The sequence below is a fragment of the Brevibacillus sp. NPDC058079 genome (assembly GCF_042885155.1).
GTDB lineage: Bacteria > Bacillota > Bacilli > Brevibacillales > Brevibacillaceae > Brevibacillus.
This window is the reverse complement of the sequence record NZ_JBHVSO010000010.1, coordinates 91,678-110,277: the sequence shown is the minus strand read 5'-3', so window position 1 is coordinate 110,277 and position 18,600 is coordinate 91,678. Positions and strand designations below refer to the sequence as shown.

Annotated in this window: 24 protein-coding genes; 16 read left to right on the top strand and 8 right to left on the bottom strand. The window is 37.2% G+C overall.

All coding sequences use genetic code 11. The features are described 5' to 3' along the window. Window position 1: 1 nt before the first annotated feature. The 4 genes from ACFVS2_RS25760 to ACFVS2_RS25745 all read right to left on the bottom strand — a co-directional run bounded on the left by ACFVS2_RS25760 (window position 2) and on the right by ACFVS2_RS25745 (window position 2,875). A complete protein-coding gene (locus tag ACFVS2_RS25760) occupies window positions 2-757 on the bottom strand; it encodes a 2OG-Fe(II) oxygenase (RefSeq protein WP_390239129.1) in 756 nt (251 codons plus the stop codon). Then, on the bottom strand, window positions 758-1,024 hold the full coding sequence (locus ACFVS2_RS25755) for a hypothetical protein (RefSeq protein WP_390239126.1): 267 nt from the start codon (window positions 1,022-1,024) through the stop codon (window positions 758-760). A 67-nt stretch (window positions 1,025-1,091) separates the two neighbouring features. Beyond that, window positions 1,092-2,069, bottom strand: coding sequence for an NAD(+) synthase (gene nadE, locus ACFVS2_RS25750; RefSeq protein ID WP_390239123.1), 978 nt, complete (start codon window positions 2,067-2,069; stop codon window positions 1,092-1,094). A gap of 164 nt (window positions 2,070-2,233) precedes the next feature. Then, window positions 2,234-2,875 carry a hypothetical protein gene (locus ACFVS2_RS25745; protein WP_390239121.1) on the bottom strand — a complete coding sequence of 214 codons (642 nt, stop codon included), beginning with the start codon at window positions 2,873-2,875 and terminating at the stop codon, window positions 2,234-2,236. A gap of 212 nt (window positions 2,876-3,087) precedes the next feature. Between ACFVS2_RS25745 and ACFVS2_RS25740 the strand changes: the two genes are divergently transcribed. From ACFVS2_RS25740 to ACFVS2_RS25725, 4 genes are all read left to right on the top strand, one after another. Then, window positions 3,088-3,852 carry a hypothetical protein gene (locus tag ACFVS2_RS25740; RefSeq protein ID WP_390239118.1) on the top strand — a complete coding sequence of 255 codons (765 nt, stop codon included), beginning with the start codon at window positions 3,088-3,090 and terminating at the stop codon, window positions 3,850-3,852. Between the two features lie 284 nt (window positions 3,853-4,136). Beyond that, window positions 4,137-4,715 carry a site-2 protease family protein gene (locus ACFVS2_RS25735; protein WP_390239115.1) on the top strand — a complete coding sequence of 193 codons (579 nt, stop codon included), beginning with the start codon at window positions 4,137-4,139 and terminating at the stop codon, window positions 4,713-4,715. Window positions 4,716-4,749: 34 nt separating this feature from the next. Next, complete coding sequence (locus tag ACFVS2_RS25730; protein ID WP_390239112.1) at window positions 4,750-5,061, top strand: hypothetical protein; 312 nt, start codon at window positions 4,750-4,752, stop codon at window positions 5,059-5,061. Window positions 5,062-5,255: 194 nt separating this feature from the next. Continuing rightward, on the top strand, window positions 5,256-6,218 hold the full coding sequence (locus tag ACFVS2_RS25725) for a tyrosine-type recombinase/integrase (RefSeq protein WP_390239110.1): 963 nt from the start codon (window positions 5,256-5,258) through the stop codon (window positions 6,216-6,218). 85 nt (window positions 6,219-6,303) lie between these two features. Here ACFVS2_RS25725 and infC read toward each other — a convergent pair whose 3' ends face one another. Further along, window positions 6,304-6,813, bottom strand: coding sequence for a translation initiation factor IF-3 (infC, locus tag ACFVS2_RS25720; protein ID WP_390239107.1), 510 nt, complete (start codon window positions 6,811-6,813; stop codon window positions 6,304-6,306). 192 nt (window positions 6,814-7,005) lie between these two features. Here infC and ACFVS2_RS25715 point away from each other — a divergent pair, with 192 nt between their 5' ends. From ACFVS2_RS25715 to ACFVS2_RS25675, 9 genes are all read left to right on the top strand, one after another. Next, window positions 7,006-8,829 carry an ATP-dependent metallopeptidase FtsH/Yme1/Tma family protein gene (locus tag ACFVS2_RS25715; RefSeq protein ID WP_390239104.1) on the top strand — a complete coding sequence of 608 codons (1,824 nt, stop codon included), beginning with the start codon at window positions 7,006-7,008 and terminating at the stop codon, window positions 8,827-8,829. A 54-nt stretch (window positions 8,830-8,883) separates the two neighbouring features. Next, window positions 8,884-9,960, top strand: coding sequence for a mechanosensitive ion channel family protein (locus ACFVS2_RS25710; RefSeq protein ID WP_390239101.1), 1,077 nt, complete (start codon window positions 8,884-8,886; stop codon window positions 9,958-9,960). Window positions 9,961-10,195: 235 nt separating this feature from the next. Next, window positions 10,196-11,086, top strand: coding sequence for a ribonuclease H1 domain-containing protein (locus ACFVS2_RS25705; RefSeq protein WP_390239099.1), 891 nt, complete (start codon window positions 10,196-10,198; stop codon window positions 11,084-11,086). A gap of 34 nt (window positions 11,087-11,120) precedes the next feature. Then, window positions 11,121-11,516 (top strand): hypothetical protein, encoded by a 396-nt coding sequence (locus tag ACFVS2_RS25700; protein WP_390239097.1) that lies wholly within the window; start codon window positions 11,121-11,123, stop codon window positions 11,514-11,516. A 37-nt stretch (window positions 11,517-11,553) separates the two neighbouring features. Next, on the top strand, window positions 11,554-11,775 hold the full coding sequence (locus tag ACFVS2_RS25695; protein WP_390239094.1) for a hypothetical protein: 222 nt from the start codon (window positions 11,554-11,556) through the stop codon (window positions 11,773-11,775). An 18-nt stretch (window positions 11,776-11,793) separates the two neighbouring features. Beyond that, a complete protein-coding gene (locus ACFVS2_RS25690; protein ID WP_390239091.1) occupies window positions 11,794-12,081 on the top strand; it encodes a hypothetical protein in 288 nt (95 codons plus the stop codon). A gap of 14 nt (window positions 12,082-12,095) precedes the next feature. Beyond that, window positions 12,096-12,809, top strand: coding sequence for an SLOG family protein (locus tag ACFVS2_RS25685; protein ID WP_390239088.1), 714 nt, complete (start codon window positions 12,096-12,098; stop codon window positions 12,807-12,809). Window positions 12,810-12,874: 65 nt separating this feature from the next. Next, complete coding sequence (locus ACFVS2_RS25680) at window positions 12,875-13,255, top strand: hypothetical protein (protein WP_390239085.1); 381 nt, start codon at window positions 12,875-12,877, stop codon at window positions 13,253-13,255. Window positions 13,256-13,356: 101 nt separating this feature from the next. Continuing rightward, a complete protein-coding gene (locus tag ACFVS2_RS25675; RefSeq protein WP_390239082.1) occupies window positions 13,357-13,986 on the top strand; it encodes a Bax inhibitor-1/YccA family protein in 630 nt (209 codons plus the stop codon). A gap of 42 nt (window positions 13,987-14,028) precedes the next feature. On the opposite strand, the gene ACFVS2_RS25670 is transcribed toward ACFVS2_RS25675, so the two are convergent. The 3 genes from ACFVS2_RS25670 to ACFVS2_RS25660 form a co-directional block, all read right to left on the bottom strand. Then, a complete protein-coding gene (locus tag ACFVS2_RS25670) occupies window positions 14,029-14,415 on the bottom strand; it encodes a hypothetical protein (RefSeq protein ID WP_390239079.1) in 387 nt (128 codons plus the stop codon). 241 nt (window positions 14,416-14,656) lie between these two features. Continuing rightward, window positions 14,657-15,733, bottom strand: coding sequence for an LCP family protein (locus ACFVS2_RS25665; protein WP_390239076.1), 1,077 nt, complete (start codon window positions 15,731-15,733; stop codon window positions 14,657-14,659). Between the two features lie 111 nt (window positions 15,734-15,844). Then, window positions 15,845-16,360, bottom strand: a complete 516-nt coding sequence (locus tag ACFVS2_RS25660; protein ID WP_390239073.1) for a DUF6557 family protein — start codon at window positions 16,358-16,360, stop codon at window positions 15,845-15,847. 166 nt (window positions 16,361-16,526) lie between these two features. On the opposite strand from ACFVS2_RS25660, the gene ACFVS2_RS25655 reads away from it, so the two are divergent. The 3 genes from ACFVS2_RS25655 to ACFVS2_RS25645 all read left to right on the top strand — a co-directional run bounded on the left by ACFVS2_RS25655 (window position 16,527) and on the right by ACFVS2_RS25645 (window position 18,534). Beyond that, the gene (locus tag ACFVS2_RS25655) at window positions 16,527-17,081 is read left to right on the top strand and encodes a YwbE family protein (protein ID WP_390239071.1); all 555 of its coding nucleotides are present in this window, start codon (window positions 16,527-16,529) and stop codon (window positions 17,079-17,081) included. Window positions 17,082-17,187: 106 nt separating this feature from the next. Beyond that, complete coding sequence (locus tag ACFVS2_RS25650) at window positions 17,188-17,658, top strand: hypothetical protein (RefSeq protein ID WP_390239070.1); 471 nt, start codon at window positions 17,188-17,190, stop codon at window positions 17,656-17,658. A gap of 252 nt (window positions 17,659-17,910) precedes the next feature. After that, complete coding sequence (locus ACFVS2_RS25645) at window positions 17,911-18,534, top strand: hypothetical protein (protein ID WP_390239068.1); 624 nt, start codon at window positions 17,911-17,913, stop codon at window positions 18,532-18,534. The last annotated feature ends 66 nt before the right edge of the window (window positions 18,535-18,600 follow it).

The following is an 18,600-nucleotide window of genomic DNA, read 5'->3' as shown; positions in this document are numbered from 1 at the left end:
TTTAACGCACTCTCCTATACATAATATCCGTCCGAATGATTGTTTTCACTTGTTCTCCCTTCACGCGTTCACTATCATGAAGGATTCGATGATCAAAAATCAAAGCATCCCCTTTTTCGGGATTTACTTTATGAATAACCAATTCTTCTCCAGCTTCTTTCGTCCAATCATCGTAATTGCGATCAGATAAAGGAAGTTCTATCTGATCATCTTTGAGGAAACGGGTAGATCCGCTATCATGATTATCACTAAGATAAATAACAAGCGAACTCAAGCTTCGCACAGAATGATCTTGAATATAAGGGGCATCATAGTGTGGAATTAAGTGTTCATTCTTATTGTAACGAATGAATCGAAATGCGGGATTGATACCAATCGGTTCCCATTCATAGCTTCCATCCCAATCAGTCGGAGACAGATCGTTCATAATGCGAACTGAAGGAAAGGCAGTCTTCATTCGACTCCAGATTGCTTCCGCAAGATTTGGCTCATAACAAGTTAATCTCCATGAACCAATCTCATCGTTTTCATTGTAGTTTTTTAGGATTCCATCCTTTCCGACTGGAACCCAATTTAATGCATTAACTTGATTCGCAATAAGATTTACTTCATCTTCGGTAAGTAGCTTGCGGAAGTGAAAGGATAAATCCCCAATAGAAAGAAGTTTAGCAATGACAAACGGAGAATTTTTAGCAATCACACGAATTGTGCTTTTTTGCAAATCGAACTCATTCACGAATCCTTTATTTCCTTTCAACTATGCCACCTCCTTTTCATCAATATACTCCAAGCCATCTGCAATCCTACATTGTCCTAACTTAACTTCCCCTCCTAATGATGACAAATAGCTTTCCTTGTCCCACTTGACATAAACAAATAATCCACCCACACTTGTGCTTTCAACGGTTCCCTTTGCATCGATAGCGGTCGTAGAGCTTTGTTTAGACTTTACTCGATCTCCTTTTTCAAAAAGCGGCAGTTCTTGTTCCTCTCCATTGATACAGAATAAACCTGTTCCTTTCATATGAATAACCCTCCATTTATCAAACTGGTAGTTAATATCCATCTATGCACTTTGAACAACTGGGACTTCATTCATAATTGTTGTACACCCATCCACCCTTTACTTTTCCTTCAATTACATCCAGATGAACGGCAGGAGATGCTCCCAGGTACTTATGTTTGTTATAGTTATGAAGATCATCCACGTTCTTTTTTAAAACAATAAACTGTTCTGCCGCATCCTTCGATAAGCTTTGATAAAACTCGTACTGTTGGAGACGATTCATGTTTAGATACTGGAGATATAATTCTACGAAATCATAAGGAGCGCCAAAGACCTCCTCGTCGGATCGGTTATCATACATATCTCCTGTTGGGATTGCCTTAATGATGCTTTGAGGAACACCAAGATATTTAGCAACCTGATAGGTTTCACTTTTGTGTAGATCAGAAATCATCTGAATATCAACCATGCCATCGGAAGCTTTACCAAAATACCCAAGATAGGCACCTTCATCTCGATTCGTAGTCCCGCAAACGATAGGTCGGAATCCCTGTTCGCTAAGAAGGCTTGTAACGTAGTAATAGGTTGGTGTTCGAAGATAAGACACTAATTGACCTGCCGCCCAAGCCTGACCGTGTACCCCCATTCTTTCATCAACCGTTTCTTTCAGTAGTCGATGAATAGGTGAGATATCAATTTCTGTTAGGGACTCTCCCCCAAACTCCTCAATAAGCTCTTCCGCTTTTTTTCTTGCCTCTTCCTGGTTCGTAGCACCCTCCGATTTATATACAGGTAAAAAAATCGGAACAATTTTTTTAATTGGTGAATCCTTTACCTGTTTAGCTTTCGAAGCAATCGCATATGTAACAGCAGAATCTATTCCTCCGCTAATGGCAATCACGCAAGCAGTTAAACTATAATGCCTCATGTATTGAGTGAGTTTCTCAATTTTTGCATCAATATAATCACTTGGTTTAAATCCTCTGACATTTCTATACTCTCCAACAGCTTTCTTCAACTCGGTATGAAGATTAAAGATCTTGTCATCTGCAAAGAAATTCATTTTACAGTCAACTCCCTTTATTTTATTGTCTATAGTTAATGTTTATTTAATTAATTTACCACCTTCATTTGAAAAAGTCTATCTTTCTTCATGTGCATTTCAAAGAAAAGAGAGCACATCCTTCAACGGACATGCTCCCTTCCTTCTTGTTATTGTCTTCTTTTTCATGGAGTTTTCTCAAGATCGCGTTCCAATCTCGCTTCTTTGAAACCTTTGTGATTTTTCTCGTACCAAACAAAATAGAACACTCTTGGGTTCGGGGTAAAATTACAATCCGTATCAATCCCCCAAAATTGATCAAAAATCTCTCCCGCTTCAAAAGCATGTTCTGTCTTATACCAAACTTGATACTCACACCATTCTTTAATGTATTGAGCTGAATAGCTCTCCGAGGAATTAATAATCGTATACTGTACTCCCGTTTCTTCCACCTTGTTTCCACTCTCATGACCTTCGTTTTGCTTTGCGTCAGTCATTGTGTTCGATGGAGGGTTATTTCTTTTTTCTTGCCATTCATCAAAACCAAACTCCTTTTTAAATTGCTCTAATGCTTGAAGATCAAAAAACATCGGCTTAAATAAAGCCATCGGATAATTTTCTTCGATGTACACAAGCGCCTTTTCTCTTACTGAATGCCAAGTCGTTTGTAGATCAGGGTACGCATTAGCAGGTTCGCCCCATCGATTTTCCATGGTACCAAATGCAAATGATTGATCATTTACAATTACATACATAATAATTCTTGCATCTTGCGCAGGCATGCTCCGTTTAGTCAGCTCATTGATCATGAAATCATAAATCGTCATTTATAATATCCTCCCTAAAAAAACAAACAATTGTTTGCCTGAATATGAAAATTACCATATTATAGTCCATTACAATTTCCTTCATTAATTTAACCAGATATTTTTAAATAGATAAATCGATTCTTTATGGTTTATTTCCAAACTGCATAAGATCAATAGATACTTAAAAAACAGGTGTTTGAACAAACTTTTTAGAAAGGATGGATGTTTATATGAGCATGTTAGCGAGAAGCATTTCAAATCATATTGTTGTTTCTGCCGAACCTTTTTTGGTAAAGAAAGAAGAGTGTAAGGTTGAGGTTATTATGCAAATAGGTTTTACATTTGAAGAATTTCAGGCGGCTGCGATGCTTATTGAAAACCTTCGTCCACAATATGGAAATACCAAACCAAGAGTTTTTTTTAAGGAAGAAACAAAAGTCTATCATCGAAAAAAATACAAAGATGTGAAGTATTACGACACTTTTTTCTTTGTTGGTGATGAAAGTAAGGCTCTTTGTTATTCCCCAACAGGACGAACAGGTTATTTTGTACAGTGGGATTTTCCTTGGAGAATCGTTGAAAAAATTGTTCTGGCTCACGATAAAGAACCTTCGAAAATTCAAATGAGGGATGAAAAGAAAGAAAAGTTGTATAAACGCATTATGAATACTCGATTTGATGAACAGACCTGGAGCAACTTGAAGTCAGAAAGCTTTTGCGAATCAAATCACAGGTTCTATTACATCAAAAAGGTTTTTGATGAGTACACGCTGAATCAAATTCAAAAAGCTTTTCAAGAAAAGAAGGAGTTTTGCTTTACAAAGGATGATAGCTGGCGAAATAAACATACGAAACGCCATTATAAAGTGTCGGGGAAAATGTGCGATGACGGTGTTTACCGTGCGTGGTTTAGTTCTGAATATATTGGCTATGCAAATGGAGATTATTATTTGCTACTGAATCCATCAGTGGCTGTCTTTTACAAAAAAGATTAAGAAAGGATGGGTTGCGTGATGTCAATATCGTTTCAATTATTGCCTACGAAAAAAGAACATGATAATAATGAGCATTGGACTTACAGAACCCAACATGGACATATAACCGCTATGTATAAAATTGAACGGAGCATTCATCAGCTCAATACTTGATGGATACTTATGGATTGAATGTCCAAGAAGCCTATCAAAACGTAATGGAAATACCAAGGTAACTTACAAGAAAGGTATTCCTTCTCTTGAAATAACTCGCCTTCTAATTATTGAAGATTGGAGCATCTTACATGAAACGAGTGCTTAAAGCTTTATTAACCATTTTGTTATTTGCTTCTGTATTACCGCACGAGCTTGGTCATTTTTGGATGAGAAAGTTATGTAAAATGTCTGCTGATGCTTTGGTGATCGGAGATCCATATAAACCACCGCTATTTACATGGGGATGGTTTCGAATTGGAGAACCAAGTTTTCGATATGAGGGAATGGTAATTTCGTATACAAAGAATAGTCCTACTCTACCAAAATGGAAGCCGATAGCCGTTTTATTTGCGGGACCCAGCATGGATATTCTTGCAGCGTACTCCGTCATTTTGATATCCCCATTCATTTTACCTGCATTTTGGTATGCATTCCTGATTATTCTGATCCTCAAGTTCAACTTCTCTGCATTATGGAATATGTTTTTGATAAGGAAGAAAATACCCAATAGTGATGAGTGGTCAGAACACGATGGATATAAAATTTGGAACACAAGTAAACCAGGTTGGTTCGTTTGCCTATTATTGATTGTAGTATCCATCGCATACATCTCTTATGAAATGCTCTTTTTGTTCTATGAATTACTTTTATACTTCCATCTTGTTTAGGAGGAAACATTATAAAAAGAGAAGGTGATGAGCCTTGAAAATGGATCGGATTTCCATTCATACGCAAGGAGAATGGTTGGTTTATAAGAAAGAGGATTGGTTCGTTATTTACTACGGAGAAAATGATGAAGATGTACAGATTTACCCTTCGGCTTACTACACCAAAAAGTTCGGAAGCAGGGAACTTCCCAGAGCCTTGCAGCAAGAATTAGAGCAAATCGGGATACACTTTGATGAATATGTAGGAGAATACTACTATTCCAGAATTGATGGTATCTCAATTTCAGATAAAATGAAGAAAAAAATCGAAAACATTCTTCTCAATTTCACGCAAGTTAACTCATGAAAAAAGTTTAGGGAAAGACATCTGCAAACGTAGATGTCTTATTTCTTTTCATGATATATGCATAATCTATATGTATATCATGCGTAATCACTTATGAAGAGTTTCTCCAAATCCTAAACTTGATAATTTTAACAAGCTGCAAAAAATGTTTGATATAATAACAGAAACTTATGTTCGAGGGCGGTGCATTGTTAATGACAGTAAAACAATGGATTCGTTTATTCCTTTCTAACTTGAAGCACCTAAATAAATCACCAAACACCATACGTACATATGGATATGACCTGGAGCAATTTTTGTTGTACATAAGGAATAATAAGCTTTCCTTTAGGATGGACACGCATTCTTTTAAGAAAACCTGTATTCGATATTTCGAGTCATTGCACACTTTTTATGATGAAGATCAACAAAAAGAAAGGGAATATGATGAAGCATCTATTAATCGTAAGCGATCTTGTATACGAAGCTTTGTTCGGTTTCTATTCACAAGTAAATATATTTCAGAAGATTTTTCGGATTTAATCGAATTCACAAGAAAAAGTCTTTCCCCTCCTCATTGCTTATTGAATCAAATAGAAATCCAGACACTCACTCACATTCACGACCAACGCATACGTCATGGGAAGACGGAAGATTTGCGATTTATGCATCGAAGAAACAAATTGGCGTTCCTCACTCTTCTATACACAGGTATCAAAGTATGGGAAGTCCTCCTATTAAAATGGTCAAACATCCATTTTGAGAAGAACCAAATAGTCGTACCGAAGAGAAAAGGATTAGATACGCGGATTGTTCATCTTTCTCCTTTGCTGGCTTTGGAGTTCCGCATGTACTTGGATCATATGAAGAAGCTTGAACATTTTGATGATTCGTTTTTACTCGGCTACATCTTCTTTGGTACTGGGAAGACACCTACCTATGCGATTAATCCGAAGACAATTGAAAGAATGATCGATTCTATCGTAAGTGAAGCATGCATTACACATAAAAACATTACTTCACAATCTTTGCGACACACAATGGCGCATCACCACCTCCAGCTAAATAAAGGACTAAAAGAATTAACCCCACTGCTTGGATATAGCCGTAATTCAGTTACAAAACATATGTATCTTCGACCAGCTTCACAAAAGAAACAATTCGGCAAACATTCGTGAAACCTAATGCAATTGAATTCTTTCGTTATAAATGTAATAAACCAAAAGAGCAGGGTGAACAATCGTTCCCCTGCCTTTTGTACTGCTATGCGATTTCTTTCGGATTCAAAATCATGATCATGTTCTTTCCTTCGAATGCAGGTTGACGCTCCAAGGAGCTAAATTCGCCAACTTCCTGAGCTAATCGATCCAAAATTCTACGTCCATTTTCAGTATGCATAATCTCTCTTCCACGAAAACGAACAGCAACTTTCACCTTATTGCCATTTTGAAGAAACCTCTTTATATTGCGTGACTTTGTTTGATAGTCATGCTCGTCTGTATTTGGAGTAAATCGAATCTCTTTCAATTCAACTACCTTTTGATTCTTACGAGCCTCTTTTGCTTTCTTCTTGTTTTCAAATAAGAACTTCCCATAATCCATAATACGGCAAACAGGGGGCGTTGAAGTTGGAGCCACATTAACAAGGTCAAGGTTTTCTTCCTCCGCGATCATCAATGCTTCTTTGAGCGGCTTAATACCAAGTTGCTCTCCTTCTGAACTGATAAGACGCACTTCTTTTGCACGAATGTCACTGTTAATCTGATGATCCACTACGAATCCTCTCCTATTTTCTCAATTTTATTATTCAACATTATATACATCCTACTCTCCGTCTAATCAGTATGAATCTTCCTTTGTTTAAGAGCATTTCTGATCAAACAACTTCCGTATTGCCTATAGTCAATATTGTATAGTACAATGACTATACTTTACAAGTGAGATTGCAGAAAAGAGGGATAGAAAGTGAAAGAATTCTGGAAAAAAACAAAGGAATGGGCTAAAAATAATCAAAAAACATTAGCATTCTTAATAATGTTGACGATCATGTTCCTCCCATTCTTTTTTCAGCTTGCACAAGGCCCGGAATCGGAAAAGATAGAATACACCGGATTTACTAAAATGATTGGTGAAGCTAAGGTGAAAAGTGTTAAAATCGATCTTTCTTCTCCTACATTTACATTTATGGATAAGGAAGGAAAGGAATACAAAACAGATAATCCAAAACGATCAAATTTTAAAGATGAATTATTGACAAAAGGGATTGATGTAAACGAGATCGATCCAAGAGATGCACGAGCGACTCAAGATACGATGCGTAGTATTTTGAATATTGTTATGTGGACTGTGGTCTTCTTTGTTGCTATGCATTTTATCCAGAAAAGGATGGGGCATTCCAACGCTCAACAATTTGAGGTCACGGAAGAAGACAAGTCCAAATCTAAATCGAAGTCATCTTCGAAAGCAAAAACCACATTTTCTCAAATAGCAGGAAATGAAGAAGCAAAAGAAGATATGCAATTCCTTGTTGACTTCCTAAAAAACCCTAAAAAATATGCATCAATGGGTGCTAAATTGCCTAAAGGTGTTATTTTCTATGGTTCACCTGGTACGGGTAAGACGTTGTTCGCCAGAGCAATTGCAGGTGAAGCGGGAGTCCCCTTCTTCTCAGTTAGTGGTTCTGACTTTGTAGAAATGTATGCAGGACTTGGAGCGAAGCGAGTTCGCGACTTATTTGCAACTGCACGTAAGAAAGCCCCTTCCATCATCTTTATTGACGAAATTGATGCCATTGGTGGAAGTCGAGATCGTGAGTCTCATTCCGAACAGCGCCAAACATTGAATGCTATTCTAAAAGAAATGGACGGCTTCGATTCCAATCAAGGGATCATTGTTATTGGAGCGACAAATCGTCTGAGTGATTTAGACTCTGCTTTTATTCGTCCTGGTCGATTTGATAAGCATATTGCCATTGATTTACCTGACCAGAAAAGCCGTTTTGATATCTTGAAATTGCATTCTCGAAACAAGCCATTGTCTGAAGATGTAAATCTTGAGGAGCTTTCCAAAATGACTGTTGGCTTATCAGGAGCTTTTCTTGAATCCATCATGAATGAAGCGGCGATTTTGGCGACAACTCGTAATCAAAGCAAAATTTCGAAATACGATATTGATGATGCGTACTATAAGGTTGTGATGAAAGGTCATAAGAAAAAAGGCGGAGATACGCGGGAAGATGATGAGATTCGTTTGGTTGCATGGCATGAAGCAGGTCATGCCCTCGTAGCAAAACTCTTAACCGACTTGGAAGTTCCAAAAGTGACAATTGTTCCTTCTACATCTGGAGCAGGTGGGGTTGCTTTTATTATCCCGAAAAAGATGGGATTATACAGTAAAGAAGAGCTGTTAAATGACATCAAAATCTCATACGCAGGTCGAGCCGCTGAATATTTGCTTCTTGGAAGTGAAATGAAGGTTACAACTGGTGCATCATCAGATATCGAAAATGCTACGAATAAGATCAAATTAATGATCTCTCAAGTGGGTATGAGCGATAGATTTGGAATGCTTAACCTGAAACAAATCAAGTCCGACGATAATGCTATTCTCGAAGAAGCAACGGAAATGTCAAAGAAACTATATACGGAAACCGTTGAATTACTGGAGAAACACAAGCATTGCCTTCAAGCGATTGCAGAAGAGCTAATCTTAAAAGAAAGCTTGAACGAAGAAGAATTGATGACAATTATCAACCAGCACATGAACGTGGAAGAGAAAAAGGCATCTTAACGCCTTCTCTTCCCTTCTTTTTGCACATCACACGATAGAAGGGAGTGACATTCAATGATGAAACAAATTGAAGCCTTAATTAAACTCGTTCAGTTTGACATAAAACAAACGATTCTTGCTGTCGTATTACTTCTGTCAGCTTGGATCATCCAGCGCTATTTAGTAAAACCAATGTTTCAAAAAATCATTCAATTCCTGAACAAGAAAGATTCTCATTTTCACGTTCATATCTATGAATGTTATGAAAAGGCTATGCGACACGCTATTATAGTAGCGATGTTCTTTGTCTCCCTTTTTATCTGTTTAGGAATCCCGCTTCAACATGAATTCTTAAATAACATCCTTGCTTCCATTTTAATTTTTTATGGGTTTTTAGGTTTGTACCGCTTGCTTGATTTTTACGCAAAACACCCTTCTGAATTAAATTTAGCCAGAAAAGTAAATTCTGAAAGCGTCCTTCTCCCCCTCTTTTGTCGATACTCGAAATACGGATTCATGGCAATAGCATTTGTTTTCATTAGCTATCAATGGGGTTTTAATCTAACAGGGCTAATTGCTGGTCTTGGAATCGGAGGGATTGCTCTTGCCTTGGGGATGAAAGACGTACTATCTAATATGTTTGGTGGTATGGCAGTTGCCTTAGATCGTCCGTTTTCCAGAGGTGACTGGATCTCTACACAAGACAGAAAAATTGAAGGTTTGGTGGAAGAAATCAATTTCCGTAGTACAAAAATCTTAACCTTCGATAAAGCTATTCTCTATGTCCCGAATACTGTACTTGCTAATCAGCCCATCATCAACTGGACACGCCGAGAAGTGAGACGAGTCAAATTTCAATTAGCTATTGAACCTGCAACTCCTGAAAGCCATATACGACGAGCGATCTTCCGAATTACACAAGTTCTAACCGAACATGCTGGCGTTAGAGATGATGGAATCAATGTATTTATTGATGAAATAACAGAGGCAGGACTCATGCTGAAAGTTATTTACTTTACGAATACAGCAGAGTTTTCGGAAGCGATGACTATCAAACAAGAAATAAACTTCACTATTCACCGCATTCTAAAAGAAGAAAAAGTAATGCTTACCCCTGTTATTCAGCAAATGCAGTGGAAACGAGTTGTCTAACAAACCGGATAAAAAACAGTTTATGGAACCATCTGATAAAGATGGTTCCGTTTATTGTTTATAGTCAATGAATACCTTATAATGACAATAGATGATGTTGTTATACAGACCACCTCCTCTTCCTTTTTGTTCTTATAATTCAAGAGAAAATCCGTACAATATTATAATTTTAAACAAGACAGGTGCTTTTATTTTAAGTTTTTTAGTAGGTATATTTTAAAAAGGAGAGATTTACATGGCAAAAGCTAAATTTTATGCAATCAAGAATGGTGTAAACCCAAAAACAGGAAGTCTTGTTAGAAACCAAATTTGTAAAACCTGGGCAGAAGCAGAACCTCTCATTAGGGGTGTGAAAGATGCGGAATACAAAAGCTTTGGTTCATGGGATGAAGCTCAAAACTATTTAAAAGGCAATAGTGTTTCGGCAGGTAAAACCAAAAAGCTTTACGCGATCAAATATGGTCAAGATCCTGTAACGAAAAAATCGATTGGTGGAATCATTCTGTCTTCGTGGGCAGAAGCGGAGCCTATTATCAAAGGTGTAAAAGGAGCTGAATATAAAAGCTTTACGAATCGCCCAGAGGCAGAAGCCTATCTTCAAGGGGAAAGCAGCTCAGTGGCTGTTAATCTTGAGATGCAACCTGACGTACTCTACTGCTATGTGGACGGTAGCTTTAACAAGGACATCCCAAACTACTCCTTCGGGCTTTGTTGTGTGTTGAACCAAAAAGTCATCCACACGGACAACGGAATTGGAAAAAATCCTGATGCCATTGAAATGCAACAAGTCGGCGGAGAACTTCTTGGAGCCATTACTGCTCTACTATATGCAAAGAGCCATTCTCTAAACAAAGTCGTCATCCTCCACGACTATAATGGTGTGGCGAATCATGCAACTGGTACTTGGAAGAGAGTCAATGATTTCTCGAAAACATACTACGACTGGATGCAAAACTTTTTCAAAAATAATCCCGGAATGACTGTGAACTTTATGAAAGTTACTGCTCATGCAGGAAATGACTTTAATGAAATTGCTGATGGATTGGCTAAATTAGCAGTTGGCATTAAGCCCGACCCTATCTTCTATCGGATGCTTGAAAAACACGCGGTTACCATTGAAGAGTAGAACGGCGAGCAGAGGAGTTGAAAGGAGAATTTTAATGAATCCAAAGGTCTTAGAAAGACTAAACAAATATAAGCATGACATAATGGCAATGAGTATCGAAAACTTATCATCTAAAGGTACTTGTCAACAGTTCTATTTAAATTATGCATTTGGTAATTTACTCTCTCTTTTAAATCAACCAGTTAAAGCAAAGGACGATAATCATCAATTATTTCTGGTTCGCTTTCAAGAAGGAACAAGAATACATTCTAACTTTCTCAAAGGCATTACAGCTATTAGATGGATGTCTTCGCCCTTTATTCCAGTCATTGGTCTTGAATTATCAGTAGAAGAATCCTATTCAATTTTAGAAAAAATAAAGATTGTAGACGGTTATCTAAAATCCCAGCAGACACAGTTGTTCCACCCCTATTCATTTTTGGAAATTTAGATATGTGTTGGATCAAATGAAATGGAGTGATTGACAAATGTCTTGGACAAAAAAGAGAACTCTCCAAGAAATTAAAAATGCACAAATGAGAATTCAACAGCTGGAAGATGCGAAACTTCTATTAAACGAAAAGATACATGCAGAAGCGTTCTCTGCCATTAATCAGCGGATATCTCATTGGAAAGAAGCAATTGAAATCTGGAGAAAGAAACACAAAGGGTTACCTACTGAAAATGAAAATGGGTACTGCAAAGAATAAGTGAAGGAGTGAACTACTATGGAACTAATGCCTTTTAGAGATAACGGGAACGGAGCGATACTCTCTTTTGTAGGAAAGAAAAGTCTATTTACATCTAAAGAAGAGTTTGTTGAAAATGTGCTATCTGAATTTGAGGATGACTTTTCCGATCTTGATCCTGAGTGTTTACCGACAATAGATGATGTCAAGGAATCGCATTGCAGATTTTACCCAATCTTGCCAGAAGGTTTTGATATTCAAAGCGGCTATACATTCTGCGAGCCAGGAAAAGGTGCCTTTGGAGTGTACTACATTGATTTTTCTTAATAGGAGTTGATCTCATGACATTCAGCTTTGCGAAGTTTAATGATCCTGAATATCGTGCAGAAATGAAAAAAAAACAAGCTGAGAAAGATGCACGACAAAAACAAATGGAGGATTGGCGTAAAAGAACTGTTGGCGCTACTGGACACCGCTCAGACAAAATGGGAGGATTTCATAACGCTCTTGGGGGCTACAATCGCAATCACCCACTCGTTATCCAAGCGAAGCAACACACTCTCGCTGTTTTGGAGAAATTGATCATCGAAGAAGGAATGACTCGATTTGTATCAGGTGGGGCGTTAGGTTACGATACACTTTTCTTTTGGTGTGTAAATCATCTCAAGAAAAAGTATCCCCACATAGAAAATGTAGTTGCTATCCCTTTTTTGAATCAATGGATTGCTTGGATAGATACATTGCCCATTGCTGTTGAGTGGTATCACACAATGATAAAAACGGCTGATCATGTGATTGATGTTGCACGACATTCTGATTATGCAACTAATCAGGATCGTGGTCAAAAACCGATTCACCTGGACTACTATAGCAAAGAGAAAATGAATAAGCGAAACGAATTTATGGTAGACCAGAGTTGTTACTTACTCGCTTATTACGATGGCTCCCCTCGTGGAACAGGACAATGCATTCGCTATGCTCAGCGAAATTATACAAATCGACCACGTATTATTCGAATGGATCCTCGATTTGGATGCGAGCCAAAGTATTGTTAATGATTCTATCCTCTTCTCTTTTCTTGATATACTTAAATTAAATAATAAATAGGAGCGGTGGAACAATGGATAATCTATTCACAGCAGGTATTACAGTCTTCTATGGATACGCTGGAACCAATAAAGGTGTTGAACGATATGGTTGGGCAGCTACACTTGATTGGCAAGGTAAAGAAACATTTGATTCAACGATGCTACAAGGGACAATCGAAACTCGATACTTCACAGATACATTAGAAGAAGCAATAGATTCCATTTTTAAATTAACTCAGAAATGGAGTATAAAACCATTTCCAATGATGAACATGTTTCTCTTCTACAAAGGTGACGGGAATGACAGCGATTTTCCCCCACCTAAAAACTATAGAGAAATGCTACGAATCGAAGCTGAAAAACGTGGATGGGATACGTATAAAGAAGATTCATCTAATAAGAAACTCAATTAAAGAAGTCCGTCGTTTGACGGGCCTTTTCTATTTCGAGTAGAGTTATAACCATTCTTCCTTGTAACTAAAATATATGAAATACAAAAACAAGGAGGATTCTAATGAACACACGTCACGCCATTCAACAGAAAATACTATCCGCTTTTGCGATCTCATTGATTTTCGCAGCAATTGGAACATTCATTGGTCAATTTGTACCTGACTCTCTGTTTATTCCTCTGGTTATTTTTGAGTTAGTCATACTCATCTTCGCTTTATTCTTTCGAAAGAAAAAAGGTCAAATCGGGTATCCGTTTCTCTACTTCTTTACATTTTTAACCGGGGTTACTTCGTATCCACTCATAGCTCATTATACCAATCAAATTGGCGGAATCATGGTTGGAGTTGCCTTTTTAACAACAGCCATCGTATTTACTGCATTAGCAGTGTATGGATCAATTTCACAAAAAGATTTTTCCTACTTAGGTGGCATTCTCTTTGCAGCTTTAATTGCCCTTATCATTCTGAGCATCTTAAATCTTTTCTTCCCTTTAGGGAGCGCAGGCATATGGGTAATGACGATTGCGGGAATCTTAATTTTTTCTGGGTTTGTTATGTATGACTTTAATATGATGAAACAACAGCCTCTTACCGAAGAAGATGTTCCGTTAATGGCCTTGAATCTTTATTTGGATTTCCTCAACCTGTTCATTAACATCCTTCGCTTCTTTGGACTCATATCAAAAGATTAGTTGTCGTGTCAAAATAGAAAAGGCTCCCTTATGGGAGTCTTTTTAGCTTTCTTGAATCTTCAATTTTTGTCTTGTCACTAACTGAAATAACCATATCATTTCCTCAACTGATTCATAGCTGCATACCTGATTGGAAATCATGCAAGCTGAGCCTGATGGTTTCTTGTCTTTTCTGTATATGCTAACAATTGGAACCCCCATCATTTGTGCCCAGGCAAGCTCTATTCCTAAACCAGTAGCGGGATACGAGATCTCTGCGATAAAAAAGTCGCATCCCTCTGTAAACAATGTTTTTGAATCAAAAGGATTCGAATCAAATTCATGTGGAAAGATGATCGTGTGTTTCGTATTAATGTTTGATTTTCTAATCGGAATATACAATTCCTTATGATAATCAAAGGAATTTGAATGACCGACATAGATTTTCATACTATCCCACTCCTATTCCATTATTCCAAGAACCACCCACTTCTTTTTTCTCATGGTTCGTTGAAAAAAACGAAGATTCATAGTATAATCAGACCATACAATTTCTTTGTTTTGTGGAATTTCAATTCTAACAACCAATTGAATCTTCTTTTCTAAAGGGATCGGTGAGTCATGTTGACTTGCCCTCCCTTCTTTTTATGTCTGTTCCAAATCATTACTCTACCGCGTTTTTATTTCTACTCTAATTAGTTTTTGAATCATCTGTATCTGGAGTAGGGTCAATATCTCGATAAATGTAATTTCGAATGACTTCTTTCATTTTCGTCATATCAACATCCATCACCCATCCTCCGCTACGATTTCTACCTGATTTCCATGTTCCATCGAGTGGAAATCTTTCTTGTTCTATTTGCATATCCCCCTCTTTAAAGTACTTATAGGCAAGAGAAAGAATGTCTGATCGTTCAAGAGTAGTCTCTACATAAGGTGTAACCTCTAATAAAAGGGACGGTACGGCAGACACCCCCTGCTCTTTCGCTTTATTAATCATCGCCATTAAAACAGTTCGTTGTCGTTCAGTTCTTTCAAAATCTCCGTTGCCGACATAACGAATTCGAGCATAGGAAACAGCCTGCATTCCATTCAGTGTTTGGAACCCACTGGATTTAAGGTATGTTGGTTTTTTATTTTGAATCCGACTTGTTTCATTCATATATTCATTTACTAATTTAATCTCTTTTTCCTTCACATTGATGGGAACTCCTCCAATCGAATCAATAATTTTTTCAAGTGTGAAGAAATCAACAGCTATATAGTCCCGAATATCCGTACCAAAGTTTTGATTAATCGTTTTTATTGCAAGCTTTGCACCACCATAGGCATAAGCATGATTCAATTTTGAAGTTCCATGTCCCTCGATAGGAACATCCATATCCCTCATTAACGATGTCAGTTTGATTTTGTTGTGTTGAAAGTCAATGGTCAGTATCATTATCGAATCAGATCGAGCAACTTCTTTTGAACTCCGACGATCCAGTCCAAAAAGTGCAATGTTTACAATTTTCCCGTTCCATTTGTTTGTCTCATCATTTACTTGTTCTTCTTTCGTTGGTGTTGGCTTTGTTTCCTCAATTGGGTTTCTCTGATCTTCGATTCCCAGAGCCTCATCCGAACGATCCAGGGAAACATGTTGAAAGGCAGTTAATTTGTTGATTGCATAACAACCAGCAAAAATACTTGCAAGCAATAGTACAACAACTACAATCCAAATTCTCTCTTTTCGACGTTTATTATTTTTTTGTTTGATCAATTCCTTCATACTTAAATTCCTTCTTTTTGTATTGTTTATAGTCTATATAATACCATTTTTGCACATTAGTCAATAAGGACAATAAAAAACTGGCTTACCCTTTTGAGCAAGCCAGAATGCCTATTCCTCAATAAATTCGTCATTTTCGAGTTCTTTGATTACCTCATCAACAGAACGATATTCGACGGTATCACTAAAATGAGGCAAATGATTCTTAGGATCAACGGATCGAATTCCGTCTTCTTGTTCCTCCATTTGTCCCTCCCGCGCAACATCAAACAAAATATGAGCAAGATATTGCTCGGCTGATTGCACTTCTAAATCCTCATCCTTAACCATTGCCGATACAATTTGTTCTCGTGTTGCAAACTGCAATCCATATTGATGATGAAATCTGCGATCTACAGAGTACGAAACATTCCACATATATTGCTCTGCTTTTTCATGCTCTTTCACATATTGAACATGAATCGTCATGTTATTTTGATTTTCTATTGGGGCTACATTTCGAATTTCCTCCCACAGTAATTTATAGAAACCATCCATCACTCTTTGACATTCTTTTGGATATAAATTCATGATCGATTCATGTACATATTGATATTCCATTCGTTCCAACAAATCTTTGATTATCACCCTTTAACCCTCCTCTTTATCCTCAAAATAAATGTTTCTTTATTGTAGTCGGATTGTCCTAAAAATATATTCCTATTCATACGGCATAGAACGAGAAATCAGACGAATCCTGATTGACTATAATAAACAATCATTTAAAAAGGAAAAATATAAAGGAGTGGGTTACATGTTAGACGGAACAGTGAAAAGAAATATTAAGATTGGAATGTTGGTTGATATCGTGCTAAAAAAGGATCAACCTACTGGAAAACTCACAAGGGGCTATGTAAAACGAATCCTAACAAATTCGCCTCAACATCATAGGGGCATAAAAGTGGAATTAACCAGCGGGGACATCGGGAGAACTCAGCGGATAGTAACGCGGGATGAAATAAAGCTTGAAAACTTCAAGTTTTATAACACCTTTTTCTTTCTCAAAAAGATATACTCCATTTGGGATTCGGCAAAGAAGCATTATCTGATCGTCGATCATTACAATGCTTCCAATCAATCCACAGAAAAAGTTTCTTTTCTATTTGACACTGCGGAAGATGCTCAGCATTTTATCAAAGGAACAAAATACGACTCCAAAGATTACTTTATTAGAGAAATCAATCGAAATAAACCAATTGCTGACAATTTCTCTATGATCGGAACAGAATTTATCCGTATAAATGTAGAGCGTAAATTGTCTCTTGATAAATTGCGTGAACGAGAATCCTATTTTAAAAATATGCGATAAGAAACGTGCCAAAGTTGCGCTTTGTATTTCTACAATGATCTGCATATGATAGATAAATTCATTAAGAATTTGGTGGCATACGCCATATTAAGAGGAGGAATTGTTGATGGGTAGTATAAGTCGAGAGAAAGCGATTTTTGATTTTATCAAGACATTTGGAGAGAAATTCAATAAACACTATGCAAAATTGGTTGGTCTTCACATTAAGGAACTAAAAGAAGTTCAAGTCAATTATTACGTGAAGGGAACGGTTCGCCTTTCTGACAACAGCGAGTACCCTGTTCACTACCGATGGTCTGGTGAAGATGAAGATCGCCAAGGAAAAGAGCTGGATAAACATTTCACACCTATTGCAGAATACTATCAAGAACATTTGCTGGGTAAGGAGATTCTTTCAGCACGACTTGGTTATGCAGATCGTGATGATGAAGCATACATCTTGCTTTTCGTTAACGAGGATACGGATGTATACATGGCAATTCCAGTAGGTTTTGATCCCGAACAAATGGAAATCAGCGGATTAGCAGAAGAGTTGATTCGCAACGATGAGTTTGAATTATTCGTTGACAATCGATAATTCAAAACAAGAAAAGAGGCTATCGATGATAAGCCTCTTTTTTATACATATCTCTTCAATTAACACGCATATACTTGAAAATAGGTATATCTACACTCTTACTTGGAGATGAATGTAGTACATGCATCTCCGTTGCCTACAGATCCACTAAATCTTGAGAACTGTAATCAGAAAATTTAGCGGTTTTTTCTAATCAAGTTAACAACACAACAACATTTGATGGTATAATGTGTGGCAGGAGCGTGGTGTCAAGTGAGGGATTTTCCCCCATCAAATAGTCAACGAGACAGCTTACTGAGAGTTGTCGAACAGACATTCTCTCCCCTCCCAACCAGTCGAATTAGTTTACTTGAAAACGCCATTAAAATTGATGTGCCAGAGTTACCCTACATATTTTACATTAAATGTTGTGAGATGATTGGGTGGAGTGTTTTCTTATCACCAAAAACCTTTGATTTGCCAGAAAACACTGCAACTACTCATCTTTATGAGAAACTTCAAATTTACTTAGATCAACTAAACTTTTTGGAATTCGATTTTTTTGGTAAAGAGAAAGAATTAATCTGTTCTCGTTTAAAAACAGTAGAGTCATTCGTACAAGAAATGATGATAAACTCTGCGGAAGTCATTAATCGTGTACAGCACAAAGAACCTGGTGTTTTACAACTATTTTTAAACATTCCAGATTTGTTTTTCAAGCAACCATCTATTGAAATTGGTTATTCACGTATTATGAATCGGTGGTATATGGATTTATCTCGTACAAAAGGGATTGAACTAACCAGGCTATATCAAATTCTCCCTGGACTTCACGAGAAAATTTCCCGAAGTTTAATCGAGTGGAATTTATCATTTCTCCCCAAGGCACTATCGTAATTTATAGAAATTGCCATTGCAGAATATATGTATATATTTTAAACTGAGTGAACATAGATAGCATCT